Source organism: Nocardioides ultimimeridianus (assembly GCF_054777895.1).
The window spans coordinates 161,437-182,939 of sequence record NZ_BAAHAB010000013.1; the positions used below are offsets into that span (position 1 = coordinate 161,437).

General features: G+C 71.8%; 26 protein-coding genes and 2 tRNA genes. 15 read left to right on the forward strand and 13 right to left on the reverse strand.

The window, feature by feature from the left end; genetic code table 11:
- Window positions 1-113 precede the first annotated feature (113 nt).
- Genes ACYU8V_RS14075 through ACYU8V_RS14085 form a run of 3 tightly spaced genes read left to right on the forward strand, consistent with a single transcriptional unit; the run spans window position 114 to window position 4,617 of the window.
- A complete protein-coding gene (locus tag ACYU8V_RS14075; RefSeq protein ID WP_460848214.1) occupies window positions 114-1,331 on the forward strand; it encodes an imelysin family protein in 1,218 nt (405 codons plus the stop codon).
- A complete protein-coding gene (efeB, locus tag ACYU8V_RS14080; RefSeq protein ID WP_460848215.1) occupies window positions 1,328-2,551 on the forward strand; it encodes an iron uptake transporter deferrochelatase/peroxidase subunit in 1,224 nt (407 codons plus the stop codon). The genes ACYU8V_RS14075 and efeB overlap by 4 nt, the downstream gene beginning before the upstream one ends.
- Window positions 2,552-2,601: 50 nt before the next feature.
- Window positions 2,602-4,617 (forward strand): phospholipase C, encoded by a 2,016-nt coding sequence (locus tag ACYU8V_RS14085; RefSeq protein WP_460848217.1) that lies wholly within the window; start codon window positions 2,602-2,604, stop codon window positions 4,615-4,617.
- A 78-nt stretch (window positions 4,618-4,695) separates the two neighbouring features.
- Here ACYU8V_RS14085 and ACYU8V_RS14090 read toward each other — a convergent pair.
- A tRNA-Arg gene (locus ACYU8V_RS14090) sits at window positions 4,696-4,768 on the reverse strand.
- 145 nt (window positions 4,769-4,913) lie between these two features.
- Here ACYU8V_RS14090 and ACYU8V_RS14095 point away from each other — a divergent pair.
- Together ACYU8V_RS14095 and ACYU8V_RS14100 are read left to right on the forward strand one after the other, a co-directional pair.
- Window positions 4,914-6,188, forward strand: a complete 1,275-nt coding sequence (locus ACYU8V_RS14095; RefSeq protein ID WP_460848219.1) for an LCP family protein — start codon at window positions 4,914-4,916, stop codon at window positions 6,186-6,188.
- A complete protein-coding gene (locus ACYU8V_RS14100; protein ID WP_460848220.1) occupies window positions 6,185-6,364 on the forward strand; it encodes a hypothetical protein in 180 nt (59 codons plus the stop codon). Before ACYU8V_RS14095 ends, ACYU8V_RS14100 begins: the two co-directional genes overlap by 4 nt.
- A gap of 27 nt (window positions 6,365-6,391) precedes the next feature.
- Here the strand turns inward: ACYU8V_RS14100 and ACYU8V_RS14105 are convergent, their stop codons facing one another.
- The 4 genes from ACYU8V_RS14105 to ACYU8V_RS14120 form a co-directional block, all read right to left on the reverse strand.
- Window positions 6,392-6,745 carry an MscL family protein gene (locus ACYU8V_RS14105; protein WP_460848221.1) on the reverse strand — a complete coding sequence of 118 codons (354 nt, stop codon included), beginning with the start codon at window positions 6,743-6,745 and terminating at the stop codon, window positions 6,392-6,394.
- 48 nt (window positions 6,746-6,793) lie between these two features.
- A complete protein-coding gene (locus tag ACYU8V_RS14110; RefSeq protein WP_460848222.1) occupies window positions 6,794-7,468 on the reverse strand; it encodes an RcpC/CpaB family pilus assembly protein in 675 nt (224 codons plus the stop codon).
- Between the two features lie 78 nt (window positions 7,469-7,546).
- Window positions 7,547-7,831: an FmdB family zinc ribbon protein gene (locus ACYU8V_RS14115; RefSeq protein ID WP_460848224.1), complete on the reverse strand. Its 285-nt coding sequence runs from the start codon at window positions 7,829-7,831 to the stop codon at window positions 7,547-7,549.
- Between the two features lie 71 nt (window positions 7,832-7,902).
- A complete protein-coding gene (locus ACYU8V_RS14120) occupies window positions 7,903-8,487 on the reverse strand; it encodes a 5-formyltetrahydrofolate cyclo-ligase (protein ID WP_460848226.1) in 585 nt (194 codons plus the stop codon).
- Window positions 8,488-8,528: 41 nt separating this feature from the next.
- Here ACYU8V_RS14120 and ACYU8V_RS14125 point away from each other — a divergent pair, with 41 nt between their 5' ends.
- The 6 genes from ACYU8V_RS14125 to ACYU8V_RS14150 all read left to right on the forward strand — a co-directional run bounded on the left by ACYU8V_RS14125 (window position 8,529) and on the right by ACYU8V_RS14150 (window position 12,942).
- The gene (locus ACYU8V_RS14125) at window positions 8,529-9,920 is read left to right on the forward strand and encodes a UTP--glucose-1-phosphate uridylyltransferase (protein ID WP_460848227.1); all 1,392 of its coding nucleotides are present in this window, start codon (window positions 8,529-8,531) and stop codon (window positions 9,918-9,920) included.
- Window positions 9,913-10,392, forward strand: a complete 480-nt coding sequence (gene moaC, locus ACYU8V_RS14130; RefSeq protein ID WP_460848228.1) for a cyclic pyranopterin monophosphate synthase MoaC — start codon at window positions 9,913-9,915, stop codon at window positions 10,390-10,392. Before ACYU8V_RS14125 ends, moaC begins: the two co-directional genes overlap by 8 nt.
- Window positions 10,389-10,871, forward strand: a complete 483-nt coding sequence (locus ACYU8V_RS14135) for a MogA/MoaB family molybdenum cofactor biosynthesis protein (RefSeq protein WP_460848229.1) — start codon at window positions 10,389-10,391, stop codon at window positions 10,869-10,871. The genes moaC and ACYU8V_RS14135 overlap by 4 nt, the downstream gene beginning before the upstream one ends.
- Window positions 10,868-11,506, forward strand: coding sequence for a GNAT family N-acetyltransferase (locus ACYU8V_RS14140; protein WP_460848231.1), 639 nt, complete (start codon window positions 10,868-10,870; stop codon window positions 11,504-11,506). The genes ACYU8V_RS14135 and ACYU8V_RS14140 overlap by 4 nt, the downstream gene beginning before the upstream one ends.
- Before the next feature lie 99 nt (window positions 11,507-11,605).
- Window positions 11,606-12,403: a divisome protein SepX/GlpR gene (gene sepX, locus ACYU8V_RS14145; RefSeq protein ID WP_460848232.1), complete on the forward strand. Its 798-nt coding sequence runs from the start codon at window positions 11,606-11,608 to the stop codon at window positions 12,401-12,403.
- A gap of 143 nt (window positions 12,404-12,546) precedes the next feature.
- Window positions 12,547-12,942, forward strand: coding sequence for a hypothetical protein (locus ACYU8V_RS14150; RefSeq protein WP_460848234.1), 396 nt, complete (start codon window positions 12,547-12,549; stop codon window positions 12,940-12,942).
- 53 nt (window positions 12,943-12,995) lie between these two features.
- Here ACYU8V_RS14150 and ACYU8V_RS14155 read toward each other — a convergent pair whose 3' ends face one another.
- On the reverse strand, window positions 12,996-13,646 hold the full coding sequence (locus ACYU8V_RS14155; protein ID WP_460848236.1) for a potassium channel family protein: 651 nt from the start codon (window positions 13,644-13,646) through the stop codon (window positions 12,996-12,998).
- A gap of 154 nt (window positions 13,647-13,800) precedes the next feature.
- On the opposite strand from ACYU8V_RS14155, the gene ACYU8V_RS14160 reads away from it, so the two are divergent.
- Window positions 13,801-15,141 carry a malic enzyme-like NAD(P)-binding protein gene (locus tag ACYU8V_RS14160; protein ID WP_460848456.1) on the forward strand — a complete coding sequence of 447 codons (1,341 nt, stop codon included), beginning with the start codon at window positions 13,801-13,803 and terminating at the stop codon, window positions 15,139-15,141.
- 53 nt (window positions 15,142-15,194) lie between these two features.
- A tRNA-Ala gene (locus ACYU8V_RS14165) sits at window positions 15,195-15,267 on the forward strand.
- A 73-nt stretch (window positions 15,268-15,340) separates the two neighbouring features.
- On the opposite strand, the gene ACYU8V_RS14170 is transcribed toward ACYU8V_RS14165, so the two are convergent.
- The 7 genes from ACYU8V_RS14170 to adhP form a co-directional block, all read right to left on the reverse strand.
- Complete coding sequence (locus ACYU8V_RS14170) at window positions 15,341-15,706, reverse strand: TraR/DksA family transcriptional regulator (protein WP_460848238.1); 366 nt, start codon at window positions 15,704-15,706, stop codon at window positions 15,341-15,343.
- Window positions 15,707-15,845: 139 nt separating this feature from the next.
- Complete coding sequence (locus tag ACYU8V_RS14175) at window positions 15,846-16,253, reverse strand: hypothetical protein (protein ID WP_460848240.1); 408 nt, start codon at window positions 16,251-16,253, stop codon at window positions 15,846-15,848.
- A gap of 30 nt (window positions 16,254-16,283) precedes the next feature.
- Window positions 16,284-17,618: a sensor domain-containing diguanylate cyclase gene (locus ACYU8V_RS14180; protein WP_460848242.1), complete on the reverse strand. Its 1,335-nt coding sequence runs from the start codon at window positions 17,616-17,618 to the stop codon at window positions 16,284-16,286.
- Between the two features lie 116 nt (window positions 17,619-17,734).
- Entirely contained in the window at window positions 17,735-17,977 is a 243-nt protein-coding gene (locus tag ACYU8V_RS14185) for a hypothetical protein (protein WP_460848244.1), read from the reverse strand.
- Window positions 17,923-18,516 (reverse strand): hypothetical protein, encoded by a 594-nt coding sequence (locus tag ACYU8V_RS14190; RefSeq protein WP_460848246.1) that lies wholly within the window; start codon window positions 18,514-18,516, stop codon window positions 17,923-17,925. The genes ACYU8V_RS14185 and ACYU8V_RS14190 overlap by 55 nt, the downstream gene beginning before the upstream one ends.
- 1 nt (window position 18,517) lies before the next feature.
- Window positions 18,518-18,769: an SHOCT domain-containing protein gene (locus tag ACYU8V_RS14195; RefSeq protein WP_460848247.1), complete on the reverse strand. Its 252-nt coding sequence runs from the start codon at window positions 18,767-18,769 to the stop codon at window positions 18,518-18,520.
- Between the two features lie 17 nt (window positions 18,770-18,786).
- Complete coding sequence (adhP, locus tag ACYU8V_RS14200; protein ID WP_460848249.1) at window positions 18,787-19,803, reverse strand: alcohol dehydrogenase AdhP; 1,017 nt, start codon at window positions 19,801-19,803, stop codon at window positions 18,787-18,789.
- A gap of 259 nt (window positions 19,804-20,062) precedes the next feature.
- On the opposite strand from adhP, the gene ACYU8V_RS14205 reads away from it, so the two are divergent.
- Window positions 20,063-20,971: a universal stress protein gene (locus ACYU8V_RS14205; RefSeq protein ID WP_460848251.1), complete on the forward strand. Its 909-nt coding sequence runs from the start codon at window positions 20,063-20,065 to the stop codon at window positions 20,969-20,971.
- Window positions 20,971-21,498, forward strand: coding sequence for a diguanylate cyclase domain-containing protein (locus ACYU8V_RS14210; RefSeq protein WP_460848252.1), 528 nt, complete (start codon window positions 20,971-20,973; stop codon window positions 21,496-21,498). The genes ACYU8V_RS14205 and ACYU8V_RS14210 overlap by 1 nt, the downstream gene beginning before the upstream one ends.
- Window positions 21,499-21,503: the final 5 nt, after the last annotated feature.

Genomic DNA, 21,503 nt, shown 5'->3' on the forward strand with positions numbered 1-21,503 from the left:
CGGAGGCTCACGCGCTGTTCGCCGTCCGTCCACCTCGCGCACCTCCGCTCGTTGCATGCCGCAACCAAACTCGGCCCGCTGGTTGGTCCGGGTGAGGCGGGGGAGACGTGGCGATGAGGACGGTGCGCCTGACGGCGCGCTCGAGCGGCTTCGTCGCGATCACCTGCATCCTGCTGCTCGGGGCGCTGCTCGCCTGGAACGCCGGCCGTGACCGCGCCTCCAGCACCAACGCGCCGGCCCCGCACGGCGACGCCGCGGTGGCCGGCACGCCCGTCTCCGCCGGTGACACCGGCTGCGGCGAGGGCTGGAGCGGTGGCGCGGCGGGCGCGCTGACCTTCGCGGTCTGGAACTCCTCCAACAACCCGGTCGAGGTCTACCTGCGCGACGTCCGCACGCAGAAGGTCTACCTCGACGTCGAGAACCTCGGCACCGGCGCGACCCGCTCGGCCCAGGTGACCCTCGGCCCCGGCCGCTACGCCTTCGTCTGCCTGCCGGCCGAGGGGTCGCCCGTGACCGGCCCGGTGCAGCAGGTGACCGGCACCGCGCCGGCCCACCTCACGGCCGGTGTCGTGCCGATCACCGAGAACGACCTCGCCCCGGTGGTCCGCCACTACAAGGCATGGGTACGCCGCCGGCTGCCCGGTCTGATCGCGCAGACCCGGCGGCTCGCCGCCGACGTACGCGCCGGTGACCTGAGCGCCGCCAAGCGCGACTGGCTCACGGCCCACCTCGCCTACCAGCGGCTGGGGGCGGCGTACGGGGCGTTCGGCGACGACGACACGGCCATCGACGGCCTGCCCTCGACGACCGCGGCTCCTGCCCGCGACCCGCACCTGCACGGCTTCCACAAGATCGAGGCCCTCCTGTGGGGCGGGCACGCCGCCGGCCTGGTGGGGGAGACGGAGCGCCTGGTGCGCGCGGAGGGGAACCTCCGCAGCGACCTCGCGAGCCAGGACGCGATCCAGCCCATCGACGTCGGCCTGCGCTCCCACGAGATCCTCGAGGACGCCGTGCAGCAGGTGCTCACCGGCGCGGACGACGCCGGCAGCCACACCTCGCTCGCCACCCTCGACGCCGACATCGACGGCACCTGGGCCGCGCTCGACGGCCTCCGGCCGCTGCTCCGCTCCCGCGACCCGCAGTTGAGGGCGACGCTGCGCTGGCTGCACGGGACCCAGGCACTGGTCCGCGGCTACCGGCGCGACGCCGGCTGGGTGCCGCTCCAGCGGCTCGACCGCCGCCGGCGGGAGACCCTCGACGCGCGCGTGGAGCAGGCCGTCGAGCTGCTGTCCCGGGTGGCCGTGATCACCGATCCGAGGAAGTCCGCATGAGCACCTGTCCGATGACGGGAGTGTCGAGGCGCGGCCTGTTCGGCGGAGCCGCAGCGTTCGCCGGGGCCGGGATGCTCGGCCTCGACGCGGCCCGCGCCGACGAGACGAGCACGCCGGCGGCGTACTCCTTCGAGGGCCCGCACCAGGCCGGCATCCTCACCCCCGCCCAGCGTTCGGCGGCGTACGTCGCCCTCGACGTCACCGCCGCCACGCGACCCCAGCTCGCCCAGGCCCTGCGCACCCTGACCGCCGACCTCCGGCTGCTCACCGCCGGTGGCACCCCGCCCGACGACGGGCTCGTCGCGACCAGCGACGACAACGGGGTCCTGGGCCCGCAGCTGCCCGCCGACGGCCTGACCGTCACGGTGAGCGTGGGTGCCAGCCTGTTCGACCACCGCTTCGGCCTGGCCGGACGCGAACCGAAGCAGCTGCGCGCGATGGACGTCTTCGACAACGACCGCCCGGACCCGGCGCGCACCGGTGGCGACCTGCTGCTGCAGATCTGCGCGGACAACCAGGACACGGTGCTGCACGCTCTGCGCCAGGTCCTGCGGCACACCCGCGGCTCGCTCGCGGTCCGCTGGCGCCAGGACGGCTTCGTCTCGCCGTCGCGCCCCGACGGCGCTCCGCGCAACCTGCTCGGCTTCAAGGACGGTACGGCGAACGCGGAGATCCTCGACGACCCCGAGCTCACCGACGGGCTGGTGTGGGTGGGCGCGGACGCGGGGGAGCCGGCGTGGGCGGTCGGCGGCAGCTACCACGTGGTCCGGCTGATCCGGATGTTCGTGGAGTTCTGGGACCGGGTCTCGATCCGCGAGCAGCAGCGGATGATCGGCCGCGACCGGGTGACCGGCGCGCCGCTGACGATGACCCACGAGACCGACCCGGTCTCCTACGAGCGCGACTCGACCGGTGACGTGATCCCGTTCGACGCCCACATCCGGCTGGCCAACCCGCGCGACGGGTCGGCGGACCGGTCGCGGATGCTGCGCCGCGGCTACAACTACGACGCCGGCGTCGACGCCAACGGCCAGCTCGACCAGGGGCTGATCTTCACGACGTTCAACGCCGATCTCGACCGGCAGTTCGTCGCGGTCCAGAAGCGGCTCACCGGGGAGCCGCTCGAGGACTACATCTCGCCGTTCGGCGGCGGCTACTTCTTCGCCCTGCCCGGAGTTCAGGGGCAGGACGACTGGCTCGGACGAGACCTCCTCGCCTGAGCCTCATCGCATCCATCAGCAATCCATCAGCACCGAACAAGGGGAACCACGTGAGCAACATCAGCGCCCGCATCCCGCGGGCATGGAAGGGCGCCGGGATCGCCCTGGCGTGCGCGGGTCTGGTCACCGCCGGCCTCACCCACGCCGCAGACGGCGACGCCGCGACGTCGGCCGCCGCGGTCTCGACGACGACGCCGATCAAGCACGTCGTCGTGCTGTTCGACGAGAACGAGACCTTCGACCACTACTTCGGCACCTACCCGAACGTGAAGTACCCGATGGGCGCGGCCCAGGCGGGTGGCGACGGCTCGGCGTTCACCAAGTCGGCCACCGCCCCGCGGACCAGCGACGGCCAGGCGCTCAACAACTACGTGGGCCACCCGGACCTGCTGACCAACAACCCGAACAGCGTCGCTCCGTTCCGGCTCACCCACGAGCAGGCGTGGACCTGCTCGCAGAACCACAGCTACGCCGCGGAGCAGAAGGCCGTCGACGGCGGGGCCATGGACAAGTTCCCCGAGAGCGTCAGCCGCGACACCTGCACCGGCAGCGGCGCGGGCCCGCTCAACACCGCCGGCGAGACGATGGGCTACTACGACGGCAACACCGTCACGGGCCTGTGGAACTACGCCCAGCGCTACGCGATGAGCGAGAACAACTGGGCCGACACCTTCGGCCCGTCCACGGTCGGCGCGCTCAACCTGGTCTCCGGCCAGACCCACGGTGCGAAGACCTACGCCAGCACCGCCGACGTGGAGAACCCGACGCCGGTCGCCACGCCCGCCGACAACAGCGCCATCTCGGCCAACGACGCGAACGGCGTCGGCACCGTCATCGGCGACCCGGACCCGGTGTACGACGACTGCGCGGACCTCGACCACACCTCCACCAGCAACCTGGCGGGCATGGCCGACACCAACAAGAACGTCGGTGACCTGCTCAACGACAAGGGCGTCAGCTGGGGCTACTTCGCGGGCGGGTTCAACCCGACCACGCCGTGGAACGGCACGGCCGGCACCTACGCCAAGTGCGACGCGCTCAGCTCGAACCTGACCCACACGCTGGGCTTCGACTACAACCCGCACCACAACCCGTTCGCCTACTACAAGTCGACCTCGAACCCGCACCACTACCCGGGCACCCCCGGCGTCGCGATCGGTACGACGGACCCGACGAACGACACCACGAAGACCGGCGCCAACCACCAGTACGACCTGGGCGTCTTCTACGACGCGCTGGAGAACAACCAGCTCCCGTCGGTGTCCTACGTTAAGGCGATCTACGCCGAGGACGGCCACCCGGCCAACTCCGACCCGCTCGACGAGCAGCGCTTCCTGACCCGCACGGTCAACGCGGTCATGCAGTCCCCGGAGTGGTCGACGACGGCGATCATCATCGCCTACGACGACTCCGACGGCTGGTACGACCACCAGGCCCCGACGATCATCAACGGCTCCAGCTTCACCGGCGCCAACGTCGACAACCAGGCGGTCTGCACGAGCGCCACGAACGCCGCGGCCCCGCTGGGCGGCTACCAGGACCGGTGCGGCCCGTCGCAGCGGCTGCCGCTCGTCGTGATCTCGCCGTTCGCGAAGCGCAACTACGTGAGCAACACGCCCACCACGCAGTCCTCGATCCTGAAGTTCGTCGAGGACAACTTCTCCCTCGCACAGGTCGGTGACAGCAGCTTCGACGCGTCGGCGGGCTCGCTGAACGACATGTTCGACTTCGCCCACCCGCGCTACGGCACCACGCTGCTGCGCGCCGACGGCACCATCAAGGGCGCCACCAAGGCCTCGATCACCCTGAAGGCGACCCACACCAAGGTCGTCGGCGGGAAGACGACGGTCACCGTCACCGCCACCCTCGGCGCCGGCTACTACGCGGTCGGCAAGGTCCACGCCGTCCTCGACGGCAAGACCATCGCCACCAAGACCCTGAGCAGCACCGGCAAGGCCGTCTGGTCGGGCCTGAAGCTGCCCAAGGCCGCGAACACCCTGGTGTTCTCGATGCCGGCCACGGACGACACCAACGCGGCCACGCTGACGATCCGGATCAACCGCTGATCGGCTGACACCACCGCAGCACGGAGGACCGTGGGCTCGGGCCCACGGTCCTTCGGGCATTTCCATGCGAATCGTGGGTGCCCCTGGCAGGGATCGAACCTGCGACGCACGGTTTAGGAAACCGACGCTCTATCCACTGAGCTACAGAGGCGGGTGGGCCGCTCGACGAGCAGGCCGTCGCCCATTGTCGCAGGTCGGGCGCACGGGGATGGTGCGAGGGTTGGCTGGTTCCCGTACCGTTTCTTCGACCGTTCTCGGACCGATCCCGCGCACAGCGGGCGACCACCAGGTGATCGATGACCAACGAAGCTCCCGAACCCGCAGCAGGCCGCCGTGCCCGCCGGGTCGGTACGTCGATCGCGGCCGGGTCCGAGACGCCGCCCCCGAGTGGGGGCCGGCGCAAGGCGGTGCGGCCCGGCCGTGTGGTGGCGAAGGTGATCGTGGCGGCGCTGCTGGTGCTCGGCCTGGTGACCGGTGCGGGCGTCGTGCTCGCCTACGACCACTGGAACGGCAACCTCACCCACACCGACATCTCCGCGCAGCTGAAGAACCGCCCCGCGGAGCTGCGTCCCGGTGCCCTGAACATCCTGGTGATGGGCTCGGACAGCCGCGCCGGCAAGGGCGACAACATCGACGGCATGAAGAACATCGGTGAGCGGTCCGACACCACGATCATGTTCCACCTCTCCGCCGACCGGAAGTTCGCCTACGGCATCTCCGTGCCGCGCGACACCCTCGTCGATCGGCCGACCTGCTACAAGGCCGACGGCGCCGCGATCCCGGCCGAGAAGAACGTCATGTGGAACGACGCGTTCTCCGTGGGCGGCGCGGCGTGCACCGTCCAGCAGTTCGAGCAGCTGACCGGCATCCGCATCGACAACTACGTCGTGGTCGACTTCAACGGCTTCAAGAACATGGTCAACGCCCTGGACGGCGTCGAGGTCTGCATCCCCGAGGAGATCGACGACACCCAGCACAACATCAAGCTGATGCCCGGCACCCGGGAGATCAAGGGCCAGGAGGCGCTCAGCTACGTGCGCCTGCGCTACCGGATCGCCGACGGCATGGACACCAGCCGGATCAAGCGGCAGCAGGCCTTCATGGCCTCGATGATCAAGAAGGTCGTCTCCGCCGGCACCCTCGCCCGCCCCGACCGGGTCGTGAAGTTCCTCAACGCGCTGACCAGCTCGCTGCAGACCGACTTCAAGAACATCGCCCAGATGGCGTCGGTCGCCGAGGCCGCCAAGGGCGTCGGGCTCAACGACATCAAGTTCGTCACGACCCCCTGGGAGCTGGCTCCCAGCGACCCCAACCGCGTGCAGTGGCTGCCGTCGGCGCAGACCCTGTTCAGCCTCGCCGCTCACGACAAGCCGCTGACCAAGCAGTTCCTGAGCGAGTCGATCAGCGCCGACGAGAACCCCAACGGCAGCGTCACGCCGCCCACCTCCACCGGCGGGACCAAGTCGCCGTCGGCCGGCTCGAGCTCCACGCCGACCACCGGCTCCTCGGGCGGATCGTCCTCCGGCGGTCTCTCGCAGAGCGCGCGGGAGAACGCAGGGCTGTGCACGTGAGCCAGGACGACCAGCCCGAGACCGACTGGCAGCGCAAGCGCCGGCTGGCCGAGGTGTTCGGCGACGTACTGCCCTCGTCCACGCGGGACGACCGCGACGAGGGCACGTCCGCCGACCGCGAGAGCGCGTCCGACCGCTGGCTCAAATCACAGGTGCCGCCCCACCACGGAGGGTGAGACGGCACCTGTCAGGTGTTGCCGGACTCAGGGGCGAGCGGCCAGCTGGTCGCGGATCTGGGCCAGGAGCTCGACCTCCGACGGGCCGCCGGCCTCGTCGGGGAAGTACTTGTCCTTGGCACGGGTGTACGGCGTCACCACCAGGAAGTAGACGACCGCGGCGAGGATGATGAACGCGATGACGGCGTTGATGAACAGGCCGACGTTGACGCCCGCGATCTCTGCACTGGCGAAGTCCGGCTTGCCGCCGATCTTGCCGACGAAGCCCATCAGGGTCGCAGTGAAGGTCGAGACCACAGTGGCGAACGAGGTCGCCATGATCAGGCCGACGGCGATCTCGACGAGATTGCCGCGCAGCAGGAAGTTCTTGAATCCGGTCACGTACCGCTCCTATTTACCGAGGTTTATGGGGGCTTTCGTCTCCTGAATCTACTGGTTGTGCCACGCATACGTCACGAACGCGGCCACCGACGCGGCCGTGACATCCTCCACTTCGGATGCGGGGATCGCGAGCACCACGAGCCGCCCGGTGAGGGCGCCGCCGGCCGTGTCCGGGCTTTCGGGAGGTACGGCGAGCACGGTGACGTCGCTCGCCAGGGTGCTCGTCGTGGCGTGCTGGGGATCGGTGGCCAGCAGGTCGATGCGATCGCCGACGGTGAGCAGCGCGACCTGGCCGGGGTCCGAGATCCGCACCGCGACCGCAGTGGTGCCGGGGTCCGCGCCGACCAGCCCGGCGCCCACCAGTCGCGGCTCGGTGATCGGCTCGCCACGGGTGAGCGGCGCCGCGAGGGTGCGGCCGGTCGTCGTGACGGCGAGGCCGTCGGGCACCGCGTCCGGCGGGAGGTGGGCGGTCGCCACGTCCGCGGCGGTCAGCGTCGCGCCGGCCGGGAGGTCGCGGACGGCGACCGTGACGGCGGTGCTGGCGGGCGCCGGGGGAGCGAGGGTGTGCAGCGCGCCGCCGACGGCCACGGCCGTCAGCCCGGCGGCCAGGACACGGCGCCGGCGCAGCACCAGGCGGCGTACCCGCGTGACGGCGGAGCCGAGCCGGCGACCCGGCGAGGACTGACCGAAGGGCTGGCGGGAGGGAGGGGTCCGAGGGTCCATGCGCGGCACGCTAGGCCGCCCGGCGTACCGCTTCCAGGGGCGTCGCGGGTTGTCCACAGCCCGCCGGCGAGGGAGGGGTCAGTCGGCCTTCGCGGCGGTGGCGGCCGGCTTGGACTCGGCCTTCTTCTCGGTCTTCGGGGTGCTGTCCGACGTGGTGGAGGCCGCGGTCTCCGAGCTGGAGGACTTGCCGCGCGAGTCGTTCTTGTAGAAGCCCGAGCCCTTGAAGACCACGCCCACGGCGTTGAACACCTTGCGGAGCGTGCCGGTGCACTCGGGGCACTCGGTCAGCGAGTCCTCGGAGAAGGACTGCACGATCTCGAAGAAGTGGCCACAGTCGGCACAGCGGTACTGATAGGTGGGCATCGGTCTCTCCTGCGAGCGTTAGCACTCTCGTTTCGCGACTGCCAACAATACTCGACGAGCCGATGTTCCCTCTAACCCTGGAACCGCACCAGGCCCGCCGGGGATGCGGCCGCGGTGACCGGCCGGTCGTGCGGCTCGGAGGGTACGTCGGCGCCGACCTCCGCGGCGTACAGGAGCACGCAGGTGAAGGTGCCGACCGGCACCCGGCCGAGCGCGCGGTCATACGAGCCGCCGCCCCGGCCCAGCCGCAGGCCGGTCGGGGAGACCGCCAGGCCGGGCACCAGCACGGCGTCGGCGGTGGCGATCGCGTCGACCCCGAGCGGCGGCCCGGCCGGCTCGAGGAGGCCACGGCGGGCGGGGGCGAGCGAGTCCGCGCCGCGGTAGACGGCCCAGTCCAGGTCGTTGTCGGGCAGCAGCATCGGCACGATGACGCGCTTGCCCGCGGCGACCAGGTCGTCGAGCAGCGCGGTGGTGCCCGGCTCGGTGCCGAGCGAGACGTAGCAGGCGACGGTCGCGGCCCGGCGTACCTCCGGAGCGGCGAGCACGACCCGGGCGATCGCGCGGGCGTCCTCGCCCACCTCGAGCAGCGGACGGCGGCGGCGCGCGGTCAGCAGCTGGTCGCGCGCGGCGACCTTGGCCGGACCGGCAGACGGCATCGGTTGTCCCTCGGGCACCGGATCAGCCTACGATCGAGCGCATGCTGAGCAGTCAAGACGGCCTGGCGCTGGCTCGCGCCAAGATGAGTGCCGCCGGAGTCGACCAGGTGGCGATCGCCACCTTCGCCCATTACTACGACCTGCTCGAGCGCGGTGAGACCGGACTGATCCCCGAGGACACCATCGAGCCGATCGACATGGAGCGCCTCGCCGACGTCGAGGTCGCCGACGTCGACGCGACCGACGCGATCGCGCACACCGTCGTCATCAAGCTCAACGGCGGCCTCGGCACCTCGATGGGCATGGACCGCGCCAAGTCGCTGCTCTGCGTGGGCCGCGGGCTGTCCTTCCTCGACGTCATGGCCCGCCAGATCCTCCACCTGCGCCAGCAGTACGACGCGCCGCTGCCCCTGCTGTTCATGAACTCCTTCCGCACCTCGGCCGACACCCTGGACGCCGTGGGCCGCTACGAGGACCTCGCGATCGACGGCCTGCCGCTGGAGTTCCTGCAGAACAAGGAGCCCAAGCTGCTGGTCGACGGGCTGGTGCCGGCGAGCTTCCCGAAGGACCCCGACCTGGAGTGGTGTCCGCCCGGGCACGGCGACATCTACACCGCGCTGCGCGGCTCCGGGACCCTGGACAAGCTGATCGAGGCGGGCTTCCGCTACGCCTTCGTGTCGAACTCCGACAACCTCGGCGCGGTGCCCGACCCGCGGGTGGCGGGCTGGTTCGCGACGAGCGGCGCACCGTTCGCGATCGAGGCGGTGCGGCGTACGGCCTCGGACAAGAAGGGCGGCCACTTCGCGCGTCGCAAGGCCGACGGTCGCATCGTGCTGCGCGAGACCGCCCAGACCGCCGACGAGGACAAGGCCGCGCTGGCCGACCTCGAGCGGCACCGGTACTGCTCGACCAACAACCTGTGGTTCGACCTGCACGCCATGAAGGCCGCCCTCGACGAGCGCGACGGCATCCTCGGCCTGCCGATGATCCGCAACGTCAAGACCCTCGACCCGGCCGACCCGTCCACCCCGAAGGTGGTGCAGATCGAGACCGCGATGGGCTCCGCGATCGAGGTCTTCGACGGCGCGCGGCTGATCGAGGTCGGCCGCGACCGGTTCATCCCGGTCAAGACCACCAACGACCTGCTGGTGCTGCGCTCCGACGTCTACGAGATCCGCCCCGACTTCACGCTCTCGCAGGTCGCCTCCGAGGTCCCGTACGTCGACCTCGACGCCGATCACTACAAGCTGGTGCGCGACTTCGACCAGCGGTTCCCCGACGGCGTACCTTCCCTGCAGAAGGCGACCTCGCTGCGCGTCGACGGCGACTGGACCTTCGGCAACGGGGTCCAGGTCGTGGGCGCGGTCGAGCTCGGCGACGAGGGGGCCCAGCGGGTGCCGTCCGGCCAGGTCCTGTCCGGTCCCGATGCCTGAGGGGCAGCAGCGCCTGACCCACGTCGACGCCGCCGGCGCCGCGCGGATGGTCGACGTGTCGGCCAAGGACGTCACTGCGCGTACGGCGACCGCCACCGGCCGCGTCCTGACCACGCCGGCGGTGATCGGCCTGCTGCGCGGTGAGGGCGTGCCGAAGGGCGACGCGCTCGCCGTCGCCCGGATCGCCGGGATCATGGGCGCCAAGCAGACGCCCGCGCTGATCCCGCTGTGCCACCCGCTCGCGATCTCCGGGGTGGTGGTCGACCTGGTCGTCGCCGACGACGCCGTCGAGATCTCCGCGACCGTGCGGACCACCGACCGCACGGGCGTCGAGATGGAGGCGCTCACGGCCGTGTCCGTGGCCGCGCTGACCGTGGTCGACATGATCAAGGCCGTCGACAAGGCGGCCGTCATCAGCGACGTCCGGGTCGAGACCAAGACCGGCGGCAAGTCGGGGGACTGGGCGCGGTGAGCGCCGGGCTGCCCGCGGCCGTGGTCGTCGCGTCCAACCGCGCCGCGGCCGGGGTGTACGCCGACACGACCGGCCCGCTCATCGTCGCCGCCCTCGCCGAGCTCGGCTTCGTGGTGGGCGACCCCGTGGTCGCGCCCGACGGCGAGCCCGTGGGTGCCGCGATCGCCGCGGCCGTGGCGGACGGCGCGCGGGTGGTGCTGACCACCGGAGGCACCGGGCTCACGCCGACCGACCGCACGCCCGAGGTCACCCGCCCGCTGCTGGACCGCGAGGTCCCCGGCATCGCGGAGGCGATCCGCGCCGCCGGCCTGGCCAAGGGCGTGCCGACCGCGATGCTGTCGCGCGGGCTCGCCGGCGTCAGCGGCGACTGCCTGGTGGTCAACCTCCCCGGCTCGCGGGGCGGGGTGAAGGACGCGCTGGAGGTGCTGCGGCCGGTGCTGGTGCACGCGGTCGAGCAGGTCGTCGGGAGCGACCATTGAACCGACCGGCTGCCGACCGGATGGTGGTGTCGATCCCCGGCCGCGCCTGGCCGAACACGCTGATGTCCGGCACCGACCCCACCGTGACGCTGCGGCCCATCCGGGTCTCCGACGCGTCGGCGTGGCGCGAGGTCCGCAGCCGCAACCGCATCTGGCTGACGCCGTGGGACGCGACGGTCCCGCCGGGCGGTGACGCGCGGCCCACGACGTTCCGGGCCCTGGTGCGCCGGCTGCGGAAGGCGGCGCGGCAGGGATCGTCGTACCCCTTCGTGGTGGAGGTCGACGGTGCGTTCGCCGGTCAGGTGAGCATCAACAACATCGTGCGGGGCTCCGCGCAGTTCGCCTCGATCGGCTACTGGATCGACCAGAGGTACGCCGGCCGCGGCGTCATCCCGCGCGCGGTCGCGATGGTCATCGACCACGCCTTCGTGAGCGGCGGGCTGCACCGGCTCGAGATCTGCATCCGTCCCGAGAACACCAACTCGCTGCGGGTGGTGGAGAAGCTGGGCATCGGCGAGGTCGGCTACGCGCCGCGGTTCCTGCACATCGACGGGGAGTGGCGCGACCACCGGATCTTCGCGATCACCAAGGAGGAAGCACCTCTCGGGGTCCTCGCCCGCCTCGCCAAGCCGTGAACTTCCGGCAAATCACACGAGTCACACGAACCAATCCGTGACACACCGATTGACATTCGTCCCGTCACGCCCCAACGCTCCTAACCTGCAGGGGTGGACATGAGCGCACTGATCTTCGTCGCCCTGGCGGGGGCTTGGGCCGTCTACCTGGTCCCGAAGGCGCTCAAGCAGCAGGAGGACGCCGACGCGGTCCGCTCCGTCGAGAGCTTCTCCGACCGGCTGCGGGTCCTCGACCCGCGCAAGGCGCCCGCGCCGCCGGTGGTCGAGGAGGTCGCGACCCCCGATGTGGTGGACGTGGAGGAGGACGAGTACGTCCTCGAGCCGGTCCGCCTCACCAAGGTCCAGCTCCGGCTGCGCCGGGCCGCCGCCCGCCGCGCGGCCGAGCGCCGCCGCCGCGTGCTCGGCACCCTGGTGCTCGTCCTGGCCGCCGTCGTGGTCGCCGCGATCGCCGGCAGCATCGCGAAGATCTGGATCGCCGCTCCGGTGGTCCTCATCGCCGCCTGGCTCGTCACCTGCCGGCTGATGGTCAAGAAGGAGACCGCCAGCCGCACCCGGATGGTCAAGAAGCGGCGTACCACCCTGGCCGACGAGGCCCTCGCCGAGGAGATCGTCGTCGAGGACGAGATCGTCGCCCCGGTCGCCGACAACACCGAGGAGATCCCGGCCGTCGGCCCCGCCTCGGCCGCCACCTGGGAGCCGGTCCCGGTGACGCTTCCGACGTACGTCGACAAGGCCGCCGCCGCCCGCACCGTGCGCACCATCGACCTCGACTCCACCGGTGTGTGGAGCTCGGGCCGCAACGCCGGCGACTCCGACCTGGCCCGTGAGGCCGAGGCGTCGCGTCGTAGCGAGAAGCAGGCGGCCGAGGCCGCCGCCGAGAAGCGCCGCTCCTCCTGACGAGCGTCCCGCGACCGAGCTCGCGACACGCCCGGGAATCCCGGGTGGCCTAACCCGTCCCGGGTCCTTGCGTTGGACCTGTGCCACCTCGGGGTGGAGGCCGGGACCGTCCCGGCCAGGCATTTCTCGGGAGTTGATCCAGCATGACCCAGGAGAGCTACGGTTCCGACCAGGGCAGCAGCGAGGAGCAGTTCGGCTCGAGCGACGAGCAGGGCCAGGAGTCCTACGGCGAGTCCAGCTCCAGCGAGGAGTCCTTCGGCGACTCCGCCGAGTCGAGCGGGTCGTCGTACGACTCGGGTGAGTCGAGCGAGTCGAGCGAGTCGAGCGAGTCGTCGTACGGCGAGAGCAGCGAGTCCGGCGAGTCGTCGTACGGCTCCTCCGAGGAGTCGGGTGAGTCCGGCGATTCGTCCTACGGCTCCTCCGAGGAGTCGGGTGAGTCGAGCGAGTCCTACGGCTCCTCCGACAAGTCCTCCGGCGAGGAGTCCTACGGCGAGTCCAGCGAGTCGTCCGAGTCCGAGGAGCAGACCAGCTCCTTCTGATCGGTCTCGCACACAGGGGCGGCCGGGGCTGATGCCCCGGCCGCTTCGTCTTCTCAGGCCGGGTCGTTCCCGGACCCGGATCGTTCGCGGTCGAGGTTCGACACGAACCAGGTAGCGGTGGCGGCCGTGACCGACCCGACGAGAGCGATCCCGACGAACATCAGCGCGACCGCGACGAGTCGGCCGGTGGTCGTGACCGGATAGCGGTCGCCGTAGCCGACGGTGGTGACCGTCGTCGTCGCCCACCACAGCGCGTCACCGATGCTTCGGATGTTGCTGTTGGGTGCGGTCTGCTCGGCGTCCAGCACCGCCAGCGCACCCAGGCCGATCGCTGCGATGGCGGTTCCGACGACGTAGACCGTCACGCGCTCGGCGAGGTTGCGTGCCGCCGCGCGGTTGAGGATGCGGGCGAGCGCCAGGAGCCGGAGCAGGCGCAGCGGGCGGAGCATCGGCAGAGCGATGAGGGCGACGTCGTACCAGTGCTGCCGCGCGTACCGCCACCGTTCCTCCGCGAGCACGATGCGGATGGTGAAGTCGATCCCGAAGGCTGCCCACACCGTCCACGAGACGGCGGACAGGTCGGTGCGGATGTCGCGATCCACCCCCGGTTCGAGGATCGGCCATGCATAGGCGACGAGGAAGGCGGCTGCGAGGAACAGGAGGGGAATGTCGGACTTCCGCTCCCAGCGATCGACTCGGCTCATGCCCCATGACGCTATTGCACAGCGGAGGCCGTGAGGTCGCTCAGGCGCGCTGTCGGGGCCGGACTGCAGCGCATACTTCCAAGTAACCGGCCCTCGGCGGGACACTCGGGGGGTGTCCAGCAGATCCGTGACCGCGTCGTCCAACTCCGTCACCATGCGGCTCCACACCGAGCCCGACTTCAAGGTCGTGGGAGCCGTCGCGACGGCGATCTCCGAGGCCGGGGGAGTCGTGACCGCGATCGACGTCGCGGACTCGCGCCACGACCGGCTCGTGGTCGACGTGACCTGCTCGTCCGCGGACGCCGACCACGCGCTCGAGCTGCAGGCCGCGGTCGAGGCCGTCCCGGGCGTGACCGTGCACAAGGTGTCGGACCGGACGTTCCTGACCCACCTCGGCGGCATCATCGAGGTCGCCTCGAAGGTGCCGCTCAAGACGCGTGACGACCTGTCGCTGGCCTACACGCCCGGCGTCGGCCGGGTCTCGCAGGCGCTGTTCGAGCGCCCCGAGGACGTGTCGCGGCTGACCATCAAGGGCAATGCCGTCGCGGTGGTGACCGATGGCTCCGCCGTACTGGGCCTGGGCAACATCGGGCCCGGCGCGGCCCTCCCGGTGATGGAGGGCAAGGCGGCGCTGTTCAAGAAGTTCGGCAACATCAACGCCTGGCCGATCTGCCTCGACACCCAGGACACCGACGAGATCGTGCGCGCCGTCGAGCTCATCGCTCCCGGCTTCGGCGGCATCAACCTCGAGGACATCGCCGCTCCGCGCTGCTTCGAGATCGAGGCGCGGCTGCGCGAGCGGCTCGACATCCCCGTCTTCCACGACGACCAGCACGGCACCGCGATCGTCGCGCTCGCCGGCCTCACCAACGCGCTGCGGGTGGTGGGCAAGAAGCTCGCGGACGCCCGGATGGTGGTCTCCGGCGGAGGCGCCGCCGGTACGGCGATCGTGGGGCTGCTGCTCGCCGCCGGCGTCACCGACATCGTGGTCTACGACCGCGCCGGCTGCCTGGTGGCCGACGCCGAGGGACTGTCTCCGGCGCACGTCGACCTGGCTGCCCGCACCAATCCCCGCCGGGTCGCCGGCACGCTCCGTGACGCGCTGCAGGGCGCCGACGTGTTCATCGGCGTCTCCGCCCCGGGCATCCTGGACGCGGAGTGGATCGCCGAGATGGCGGCCGATCCCATCGTGTTCGCGATGGCGAACCCGGACCCCGAGGTCGACCCGGTCCAGGCGGCGAAGTACGCCGCGGTCGTGGCCTCGGGCCGCTCGGACTTCCCCAACCAGATCAACAACGTGCTGGCGTTCCCTGGTGTCTTCCGGGGTCTTCTCGACGCCCGCGCGCAGGAGGTCACCACCGACATGATGCTCCGCGCCGCCGCCGCGATCGCCGGCGTCGTGACCGACGAGGAGCTCAATCCGAGCTTCATCATCCCGACCGTCTTCCACCCCGAGGTCCACACCGCGGTGGCCGCCGCGATCGCCGGCCACTGAGGGGATCCGGATTTCGGACCTCCCGCAGCGGGTGCTAGCGTTTCCCACTGCTTGGGGGTGTGGCGCAGCTGGTAGCGCGTCTCGTTCGCATCGAGAAGGCCAGGGGTTCGAGTCCCCTCACCTCCACCCGAGCAGCAGGGTCCTGGAACCTCACCCGAGGGGAAGGGGCCCTGTCGCCATTTGCGGCTCACGGTTGCGGTCAGGGGCGGTCGTGAGCGGCGGCGGTCGCACAGAGCATGCAGTGCCGTGCCACCGGCCGGGCGCGGAGCCGCTCGGTGTCGATGGTGGCTCCGCACCGCTCGCAGCGTCCGTACGTGCCGCCGTCGAGACGGCGTACGGCGAGGTCCACCTCCTCCAGACTCGCGCGCGCCTGCCGGATCAGGGCGCCGACCTGCGACCGTTCGAACGCGATCGTGGCCCCCTCCGGGTCGTGCTCGTCGTCGGCATTGGTGTCGAGGGAGGCGGCGACCACGGCATCGAACTCCCCGGTCAGGACGGCGAGCCGCCGCTCCGTCTGCTCGCGCGCGGCCTCGAGGCGGGCGCGGAACTCATCGTCGAGCGTCATGCCGCACCAGTGCCCTGCATCTCGCCGCACCCACGCGCGCACGGTACTCCGGCGCATCAGGCGGGTGCGCGCTCGCGAGGGAGAGGCGGGTGGGCCGTGCGGGGGGCCGCCGGTCCCTGCGGCGCCGCCGGCCGCGATGTCACCCGGTGGCGCGGTAGGCGGCGACGGCGTCCGGCAGGGCCAGTCGCCAGTGCAGGCTGAGTCCGTCCCCGTCGCGCATCTCGAGCTGTGCGGCGGCCGGTGGTGCACCAGTTGCGGCCGTGATGGCGGGCAGCTGCCCGGTCAGCTCCAGACACGCGATGGAGCACTCCGGGTCGTCGACCCAGAGGTTGACCTCGTCGGACTCGCGGGTCAGCCGGACGGTCTCGCCCCGGCCACCGTGCCGATCGCCATGGCGAAGCAGCATGCTGGTCAGCTCGGCGAGGGTCGAGGCTATGTCGGGCGGCACCTCGTCGAGCGCACCGGCGAACGTGAAGCGCGGGCGCTCGCGCCGAGCGGTCTGCTTCGCGGCCGGCACGGCGGGCGTGGTTGAAGGGTTCCAGGTCATCGAACGTCCCTCCTGTGACGGGTGTTCCGGCTACGAGCTGCGGTTGCGCCGCCGGGTGAGGGTCGGGTCGGTCGGGGTGCGCGGCCCGGAGCCGAGCTGCGCCTTGCGCGCGTACATGGCCCGGTCCGCGTCGCCGAGCACCTGGTCGACGGTCCGGTCCGCCCGGAACTCGGCGGCGCCGATGGACACCGACACCCCCAGGTGCGACCAGGGCTGACCGGAAGCGCTGCTCGCCAGGCGGCGCTCGATCTTGCGGGCCGCGGCGTGCGCGCCGGCCAGGTCGATGCCGGGGAGGAGCACGGCGAACTCGTCACCGCCCAGGCGGCCGACGACGTCGCCGGAGCGGACGCAGTGCTCCAGGACCCGGGCCACGTGGACCAGCAGCTCGTCGCCTGCGGCGTGGCCGAGCTCGTCGTTGACCTCCTTGAACCTGTCGAGGTCGCAGATCAGGACGGCGCCCGGCTTCCCGCGCCGGGTGGGGAGCTCGGCGTACCGCGCCAGCTCGTGGGTCAGCCCGCGTCGGTTCAGTACGCCGGTGAGGTGGTCGTGGTGGGCCATCAGCTCGAGCTCGCGCTCGTAGGTCTTGCGCACACTGGTGTCCTGCAGCTGAGCGAGGAGGTACGGCGCGTCGTCGTCGGCGGCGATGCCGTGCACCAGGGTGACATCGGCCTGCGCCCAGATGTCGTGCCCGAGCGCATGCCGGTAGTGGCGCTCCTCGGAGAAGTGCGTCAGCTCGCCGTCGAAGAGCTGCTGGCGAATCGCGACCGAGGAGTCGACGTCCTCGGGATGGATCAGATCGGCCGCCTTCATGCCCTCGAGCGTGGCGACGTCGTACCCGAAGAGCCGGCCGGCGGCCCGGTTGGCGGCGACGACCGTGCCCGCCAGGTCGGTCATCAGGGTCGCGGACGGAGCGGCCTCGAACAACGTGCGGAAGCGCGCCTCCGCGTTGGTCAGGGCGACCTCGGCACGCCGCCGGGCGCTGATGTCGGTGACGAGCACGAAGATGCCGCGCACCTCGCCCTCATGGATGTCCGGCAGGTACAGCGCCTGGGTGTACCGCGGGCCGTTCGGCGTGGGGATCTCGCGGTCGAACTCCTGCCGTTGACCGGCGAGTGCCCGCTGCAGGTACGGCAGGTTCTGCCGGTAGAGCTCCGGTCCGAGCAGCTCGCTGATGTGGCGCCCGAAGATCTCCTCCGGGGTCATGCCGAAGTACTCCACGTAGACCTTGTTGGCCAGCCGGTTGCGCAGGTCCTGGTCCCAGTAGGCGATCATCGCGGGCAGGTTGTCCAAGATGGCCTGCTGGTCCGCGCGCTCGAGCTCGCGCGCGCCGGTGGGCGCCGAGCGGGTGCGTTCCAGCGATGCCATGGGTCTGCCGTCCGTCGTTGCCTGTGGTGTCCATCGGCCGCGGAGCGCCGGACCTGAGCGGTCGTGGGCCGGAAGGGTGCCGGACGGCGCCGTGGCCGCCGGGACGTGGCGACGCCTCAAGAGGAGAGCGCCAGCGCTGCTCCTCGCCGCCCGGCGATGTGTTCGGCGAGCTGGTGACGCACCAGCTCCTCGCACAGCGCGGCACCGCGGGAGGCCTCGGGGTGGCAGGTCCGCAGCAGGCGGTCGGTCCGCACGACGATCGCGAGGACCTGGCCGGCGGGAACGGCTCCGGCGTACTCCAGGATCAGCCGGTCAGCGAGATCCTGTCGGGTGCGGCGGTGGTCGGTGGGGTCCGGCATCCTGATCCTCCTTGGCTCGTGACGAGCATCGCCGCTGCGCGGACGCGCGTGGAGGGTCGAAGGTCCCGAGATGCCTGGGCAGCGTGGCACTCGTAGGCCATCGCCGCCAGCGCCGTACCCCAGCGCAGCGCCCTCAGGGCCTCGTCCTGCCCGGGGCGCCCGGCCAGGTCCGCCACCGAGAACCCGGCGTGGGGGAGGGCCAGACGGAAGCCGTGCGCCACCAGGAGGTCGCGCGCTGCGCGGTCGCTCCCGGCCTCCTCCACGGCACCGATCCGTACGTCGAACAGGGCGGCCAGCTGGGCCGCGGACTCCGGACGCCGGCCGGTCAGCCACGAACGGACAGCGCCGCCGTCGCGCGAGCGGTACGCGCCGATCCGAGCACCGAGCACGACCAGGTCGGCGCCCTGCGGGGCCGTCGACGCCGGGCCGTCCAGGCAGCGCACCCGGGTGGCGACGCCTCCGTGCTCGAGGCCGGCTGCGATCACGCCCGCGACGATCACTGCATGTCGCTCGACAGCGACCAGGGCGGCGAGGCCCATGTCAGGGCTCCCGGCCCTCGAGGACGCGCAGCCGGGCGACGTACTCCTCGGCATCGATCTCGCCGCGGGCGAAGCGCTCGGCCAGCACCTCGCTCGGCGTCACCCGGCCCGGGTGGTGGAGACCCCTGGCCGTCACGGACCGGACCACTCCGACGATGACGGCGACGAGCAGCACCCAGAACCCGAGGTCGACCACCGCCATCGCCAGCCATGCCCCGGTCCCTGCGTGCGGGCCGTAGTAGCCGTACATCATCGTGACCGCCTCCAGCCTCAGAACTCGAACACCAGGCGTGCGGTCGTGCTCCCGTGCAGCACCTCGTCGATGGCCTCGTTGGCGTCGTCGAGCCTGCGGGGCTCGGCGATGACGGTCGTCCGGCCCAGCGCGTGCAGGCGGAACACCTCGGCCAGGTCCTCGCGCGTGCCCACGATCGAGCCGATCACCGAGATCCCCTTGAGCACGAGCTCGAAGATCGGCAGGTGCAGGGGGCCGGCGGCCTCCGGGGGAAGCGCGACGCAGACCAGGCGGCCTCCGCGGCGCAGCGAGGAGAAGGCCTGCTCGAACGAGTGCGGGTCCACCGCCAGCGCGACGGCGACGTCGGCACCACCGAGCTCGGCGATGGCCGCGACCGGGTCCTCGGTCCTGGCGTTGACCACGTGGTCCGCGCCGAGCTCGCGTGCCATCGCGAGCTTCTCGGAGGTGACGTCGACCGCGATGACCTCGGCGCCCACGAGGCGGGCGTACTGGACGGCGAGGTGGCCGAGTCCTCCGATGCCGAACACCGCCACTCGCTCGCCCGGGACGATCCGGGCCACCTTGACGGCCTTGTACGTCGTGACGCCGGCGCAGGTCAGGGGGGCGGCGTCGAACGACGAGACGCCGGCGGGCACCGGGACGACGTAGTCGGCGTCGGCGACGGCGTACTCGGCGAAAGCACCGTCCACCGAGTAGCCGCTGTTGCGCTGGCACTCGCAGAGGGTCTCCCAGCCGCTGATGCAGTGGTCGCAATGCCCGCACGCGTGCCCCAACCAGGCGATGGCGACCCGGTCGCCGAGGTGGCGGTGGGTGACGCCCGCGCCGAGGGCGGTGACGATGCCGACACCCTCGTGACCGGGCACGAACGGGGTGACCGGCTTGACCGGCCAGTCCCCGTGGGCGGCGTGGATGTCGGTGTGGCACAGCCCGCACGTCTCCATCCGCACGAGGACCTGGCCCGGACCGGGCTGGGGGATCGGGCGCTCCTCGATGGTGAGCGGGGCGTCGAACCCGGTGACGACAGCGGCCTTCATGGCGGTTCCTCCTTGATCGGGATCTCGGTCCCAGCCCACCGTGTGCGGCCGCGGTGAAGCAGAGGCGAAGGTCCCGCTCCTCGACGGTCTCGGGGCCCTCGCGGTGCGGCGCCGCTGGAGGTGGAGTGGTGAAGTCCCGCCACGCCCCCCCAGGAGCCCCCATGTCACTGCTCGCGCGCCCCGAGGCCGTCGGCTCGGTGTGCCGCGTGCCCGCTCACCAGCCCGGGCCGGGTGCGCCGTGAGGAGTGGGTCACGGATCGTGGTGGGGGTCGACGGCAGCGACGCCGCGCTCGTCGCCGTCCGGTACGCCGCGGCGGAGGCCCGGCGGACCGGCGTCGCGCTGGAGCTCGTGCACGCCGCCCCCCAGCTCGGTCCGCTCGGGCTCGGGCTGGCGGCGGCGTACCGCGTGAGCACGCCGGACCACCGCGTCATCAGCACCCGGATGCTCAACCACGCGCGCACCGTGGCGCGCGAGGTCGCCGGCGACGGCTGGGACGTGCGGACGCGGGTCCTGGACGGCCCCGCCGCGGGGGCACTCGCCGACGCCAGCTCCGGCGCCTCGGCCGTCGTCGTCGGTCACCATCGGCGCACCGTGGCCGAGCGGGCGCTCACCGGCTCAGTGGTCGCCGCTCTCGCCGGGATCGCACCGGTGCCCCTCGTGGTGGTGCCGGATACGTGGCGTGCCGGCGTGCGCCACGGCCGCGTGGCGATCGCCGTCCGGGACCCGGAGGGAGCCGAGGACGCGGTACGGCAGGCGTTCCGGATCGCGGCTGACCGCGACGCGGCGCTGGACGTCGTCCATGCCTGGGAGCTGCCGATGACCTACGCCGACGTCGTCGCCACCCGGCCCGGCGCCGGATCCGGGCACGCCGGCTCGCGTGCCCGCTTCGAGCGACTGCTCGAGAGAGCGGGGGTCGACCGTTCTTCCGCCGGCGTGGCGATCCGGCTCATCCGCGGCCGACCGGCACGCGTCCTCGAGGACGTCTCGCGGCAGGTCGACCTGCTCGTCCTGGTGCGGCGCCACCACGGGATCCCCTCGGGACACCTGGGCAGCACCGGCCGTGCGGTGATCCGCACCGCGGGCTGCCCGGTCCAGGTGCTCGAGGAGCGACAGGTCGCCCGGGGGACCGCCGCGGGCCCGGACTCCCTCGACCCGGAGCTCGTGTGATGGAGGCGATCGAGATGCGCGACGCCGCCACCGGTCTGCCAGGGCCCGACCTGTTCCGCGACCGGCTCGACGTGGCGGTGAAGCACGCGCAACGGACCCACGAACCGGTCGCCCTCATGCACGTCGGTATCGACACCATCGAACCCGAACGGGGCGGCCGCCTCCCGGTCTCGCCCGAGGTCGTCGACGTCGAGATCGCGCGGCGGCTGACCGCGACCGTCCGTGCCCACGACAGCGTCGCGCGGCTGGGCCCGTCGCTGTTCGGCATCATCGCGTCGGGCGACCTCGACGCGGCGACGCTCCGCGCACTGATCGGCCGGCTGCTGTTCGAGCTGTCCCCGCCGATCGTCCTGGGCTCCGGACGCGGCTATCCCGAGACCTGCTTCGTGACGGCGAGCGTCGGCGCGGCCATCTACGTCCCGCACGACATGGTCTGCGACCTGGCCGCCCAGGCCGCTGCGGGGTTGCAGCTGGCCCGGGCGGAGGGACGCGTCGTGATCCTCGACAACCGCGGTCAGCGGTGTTGAGGCCC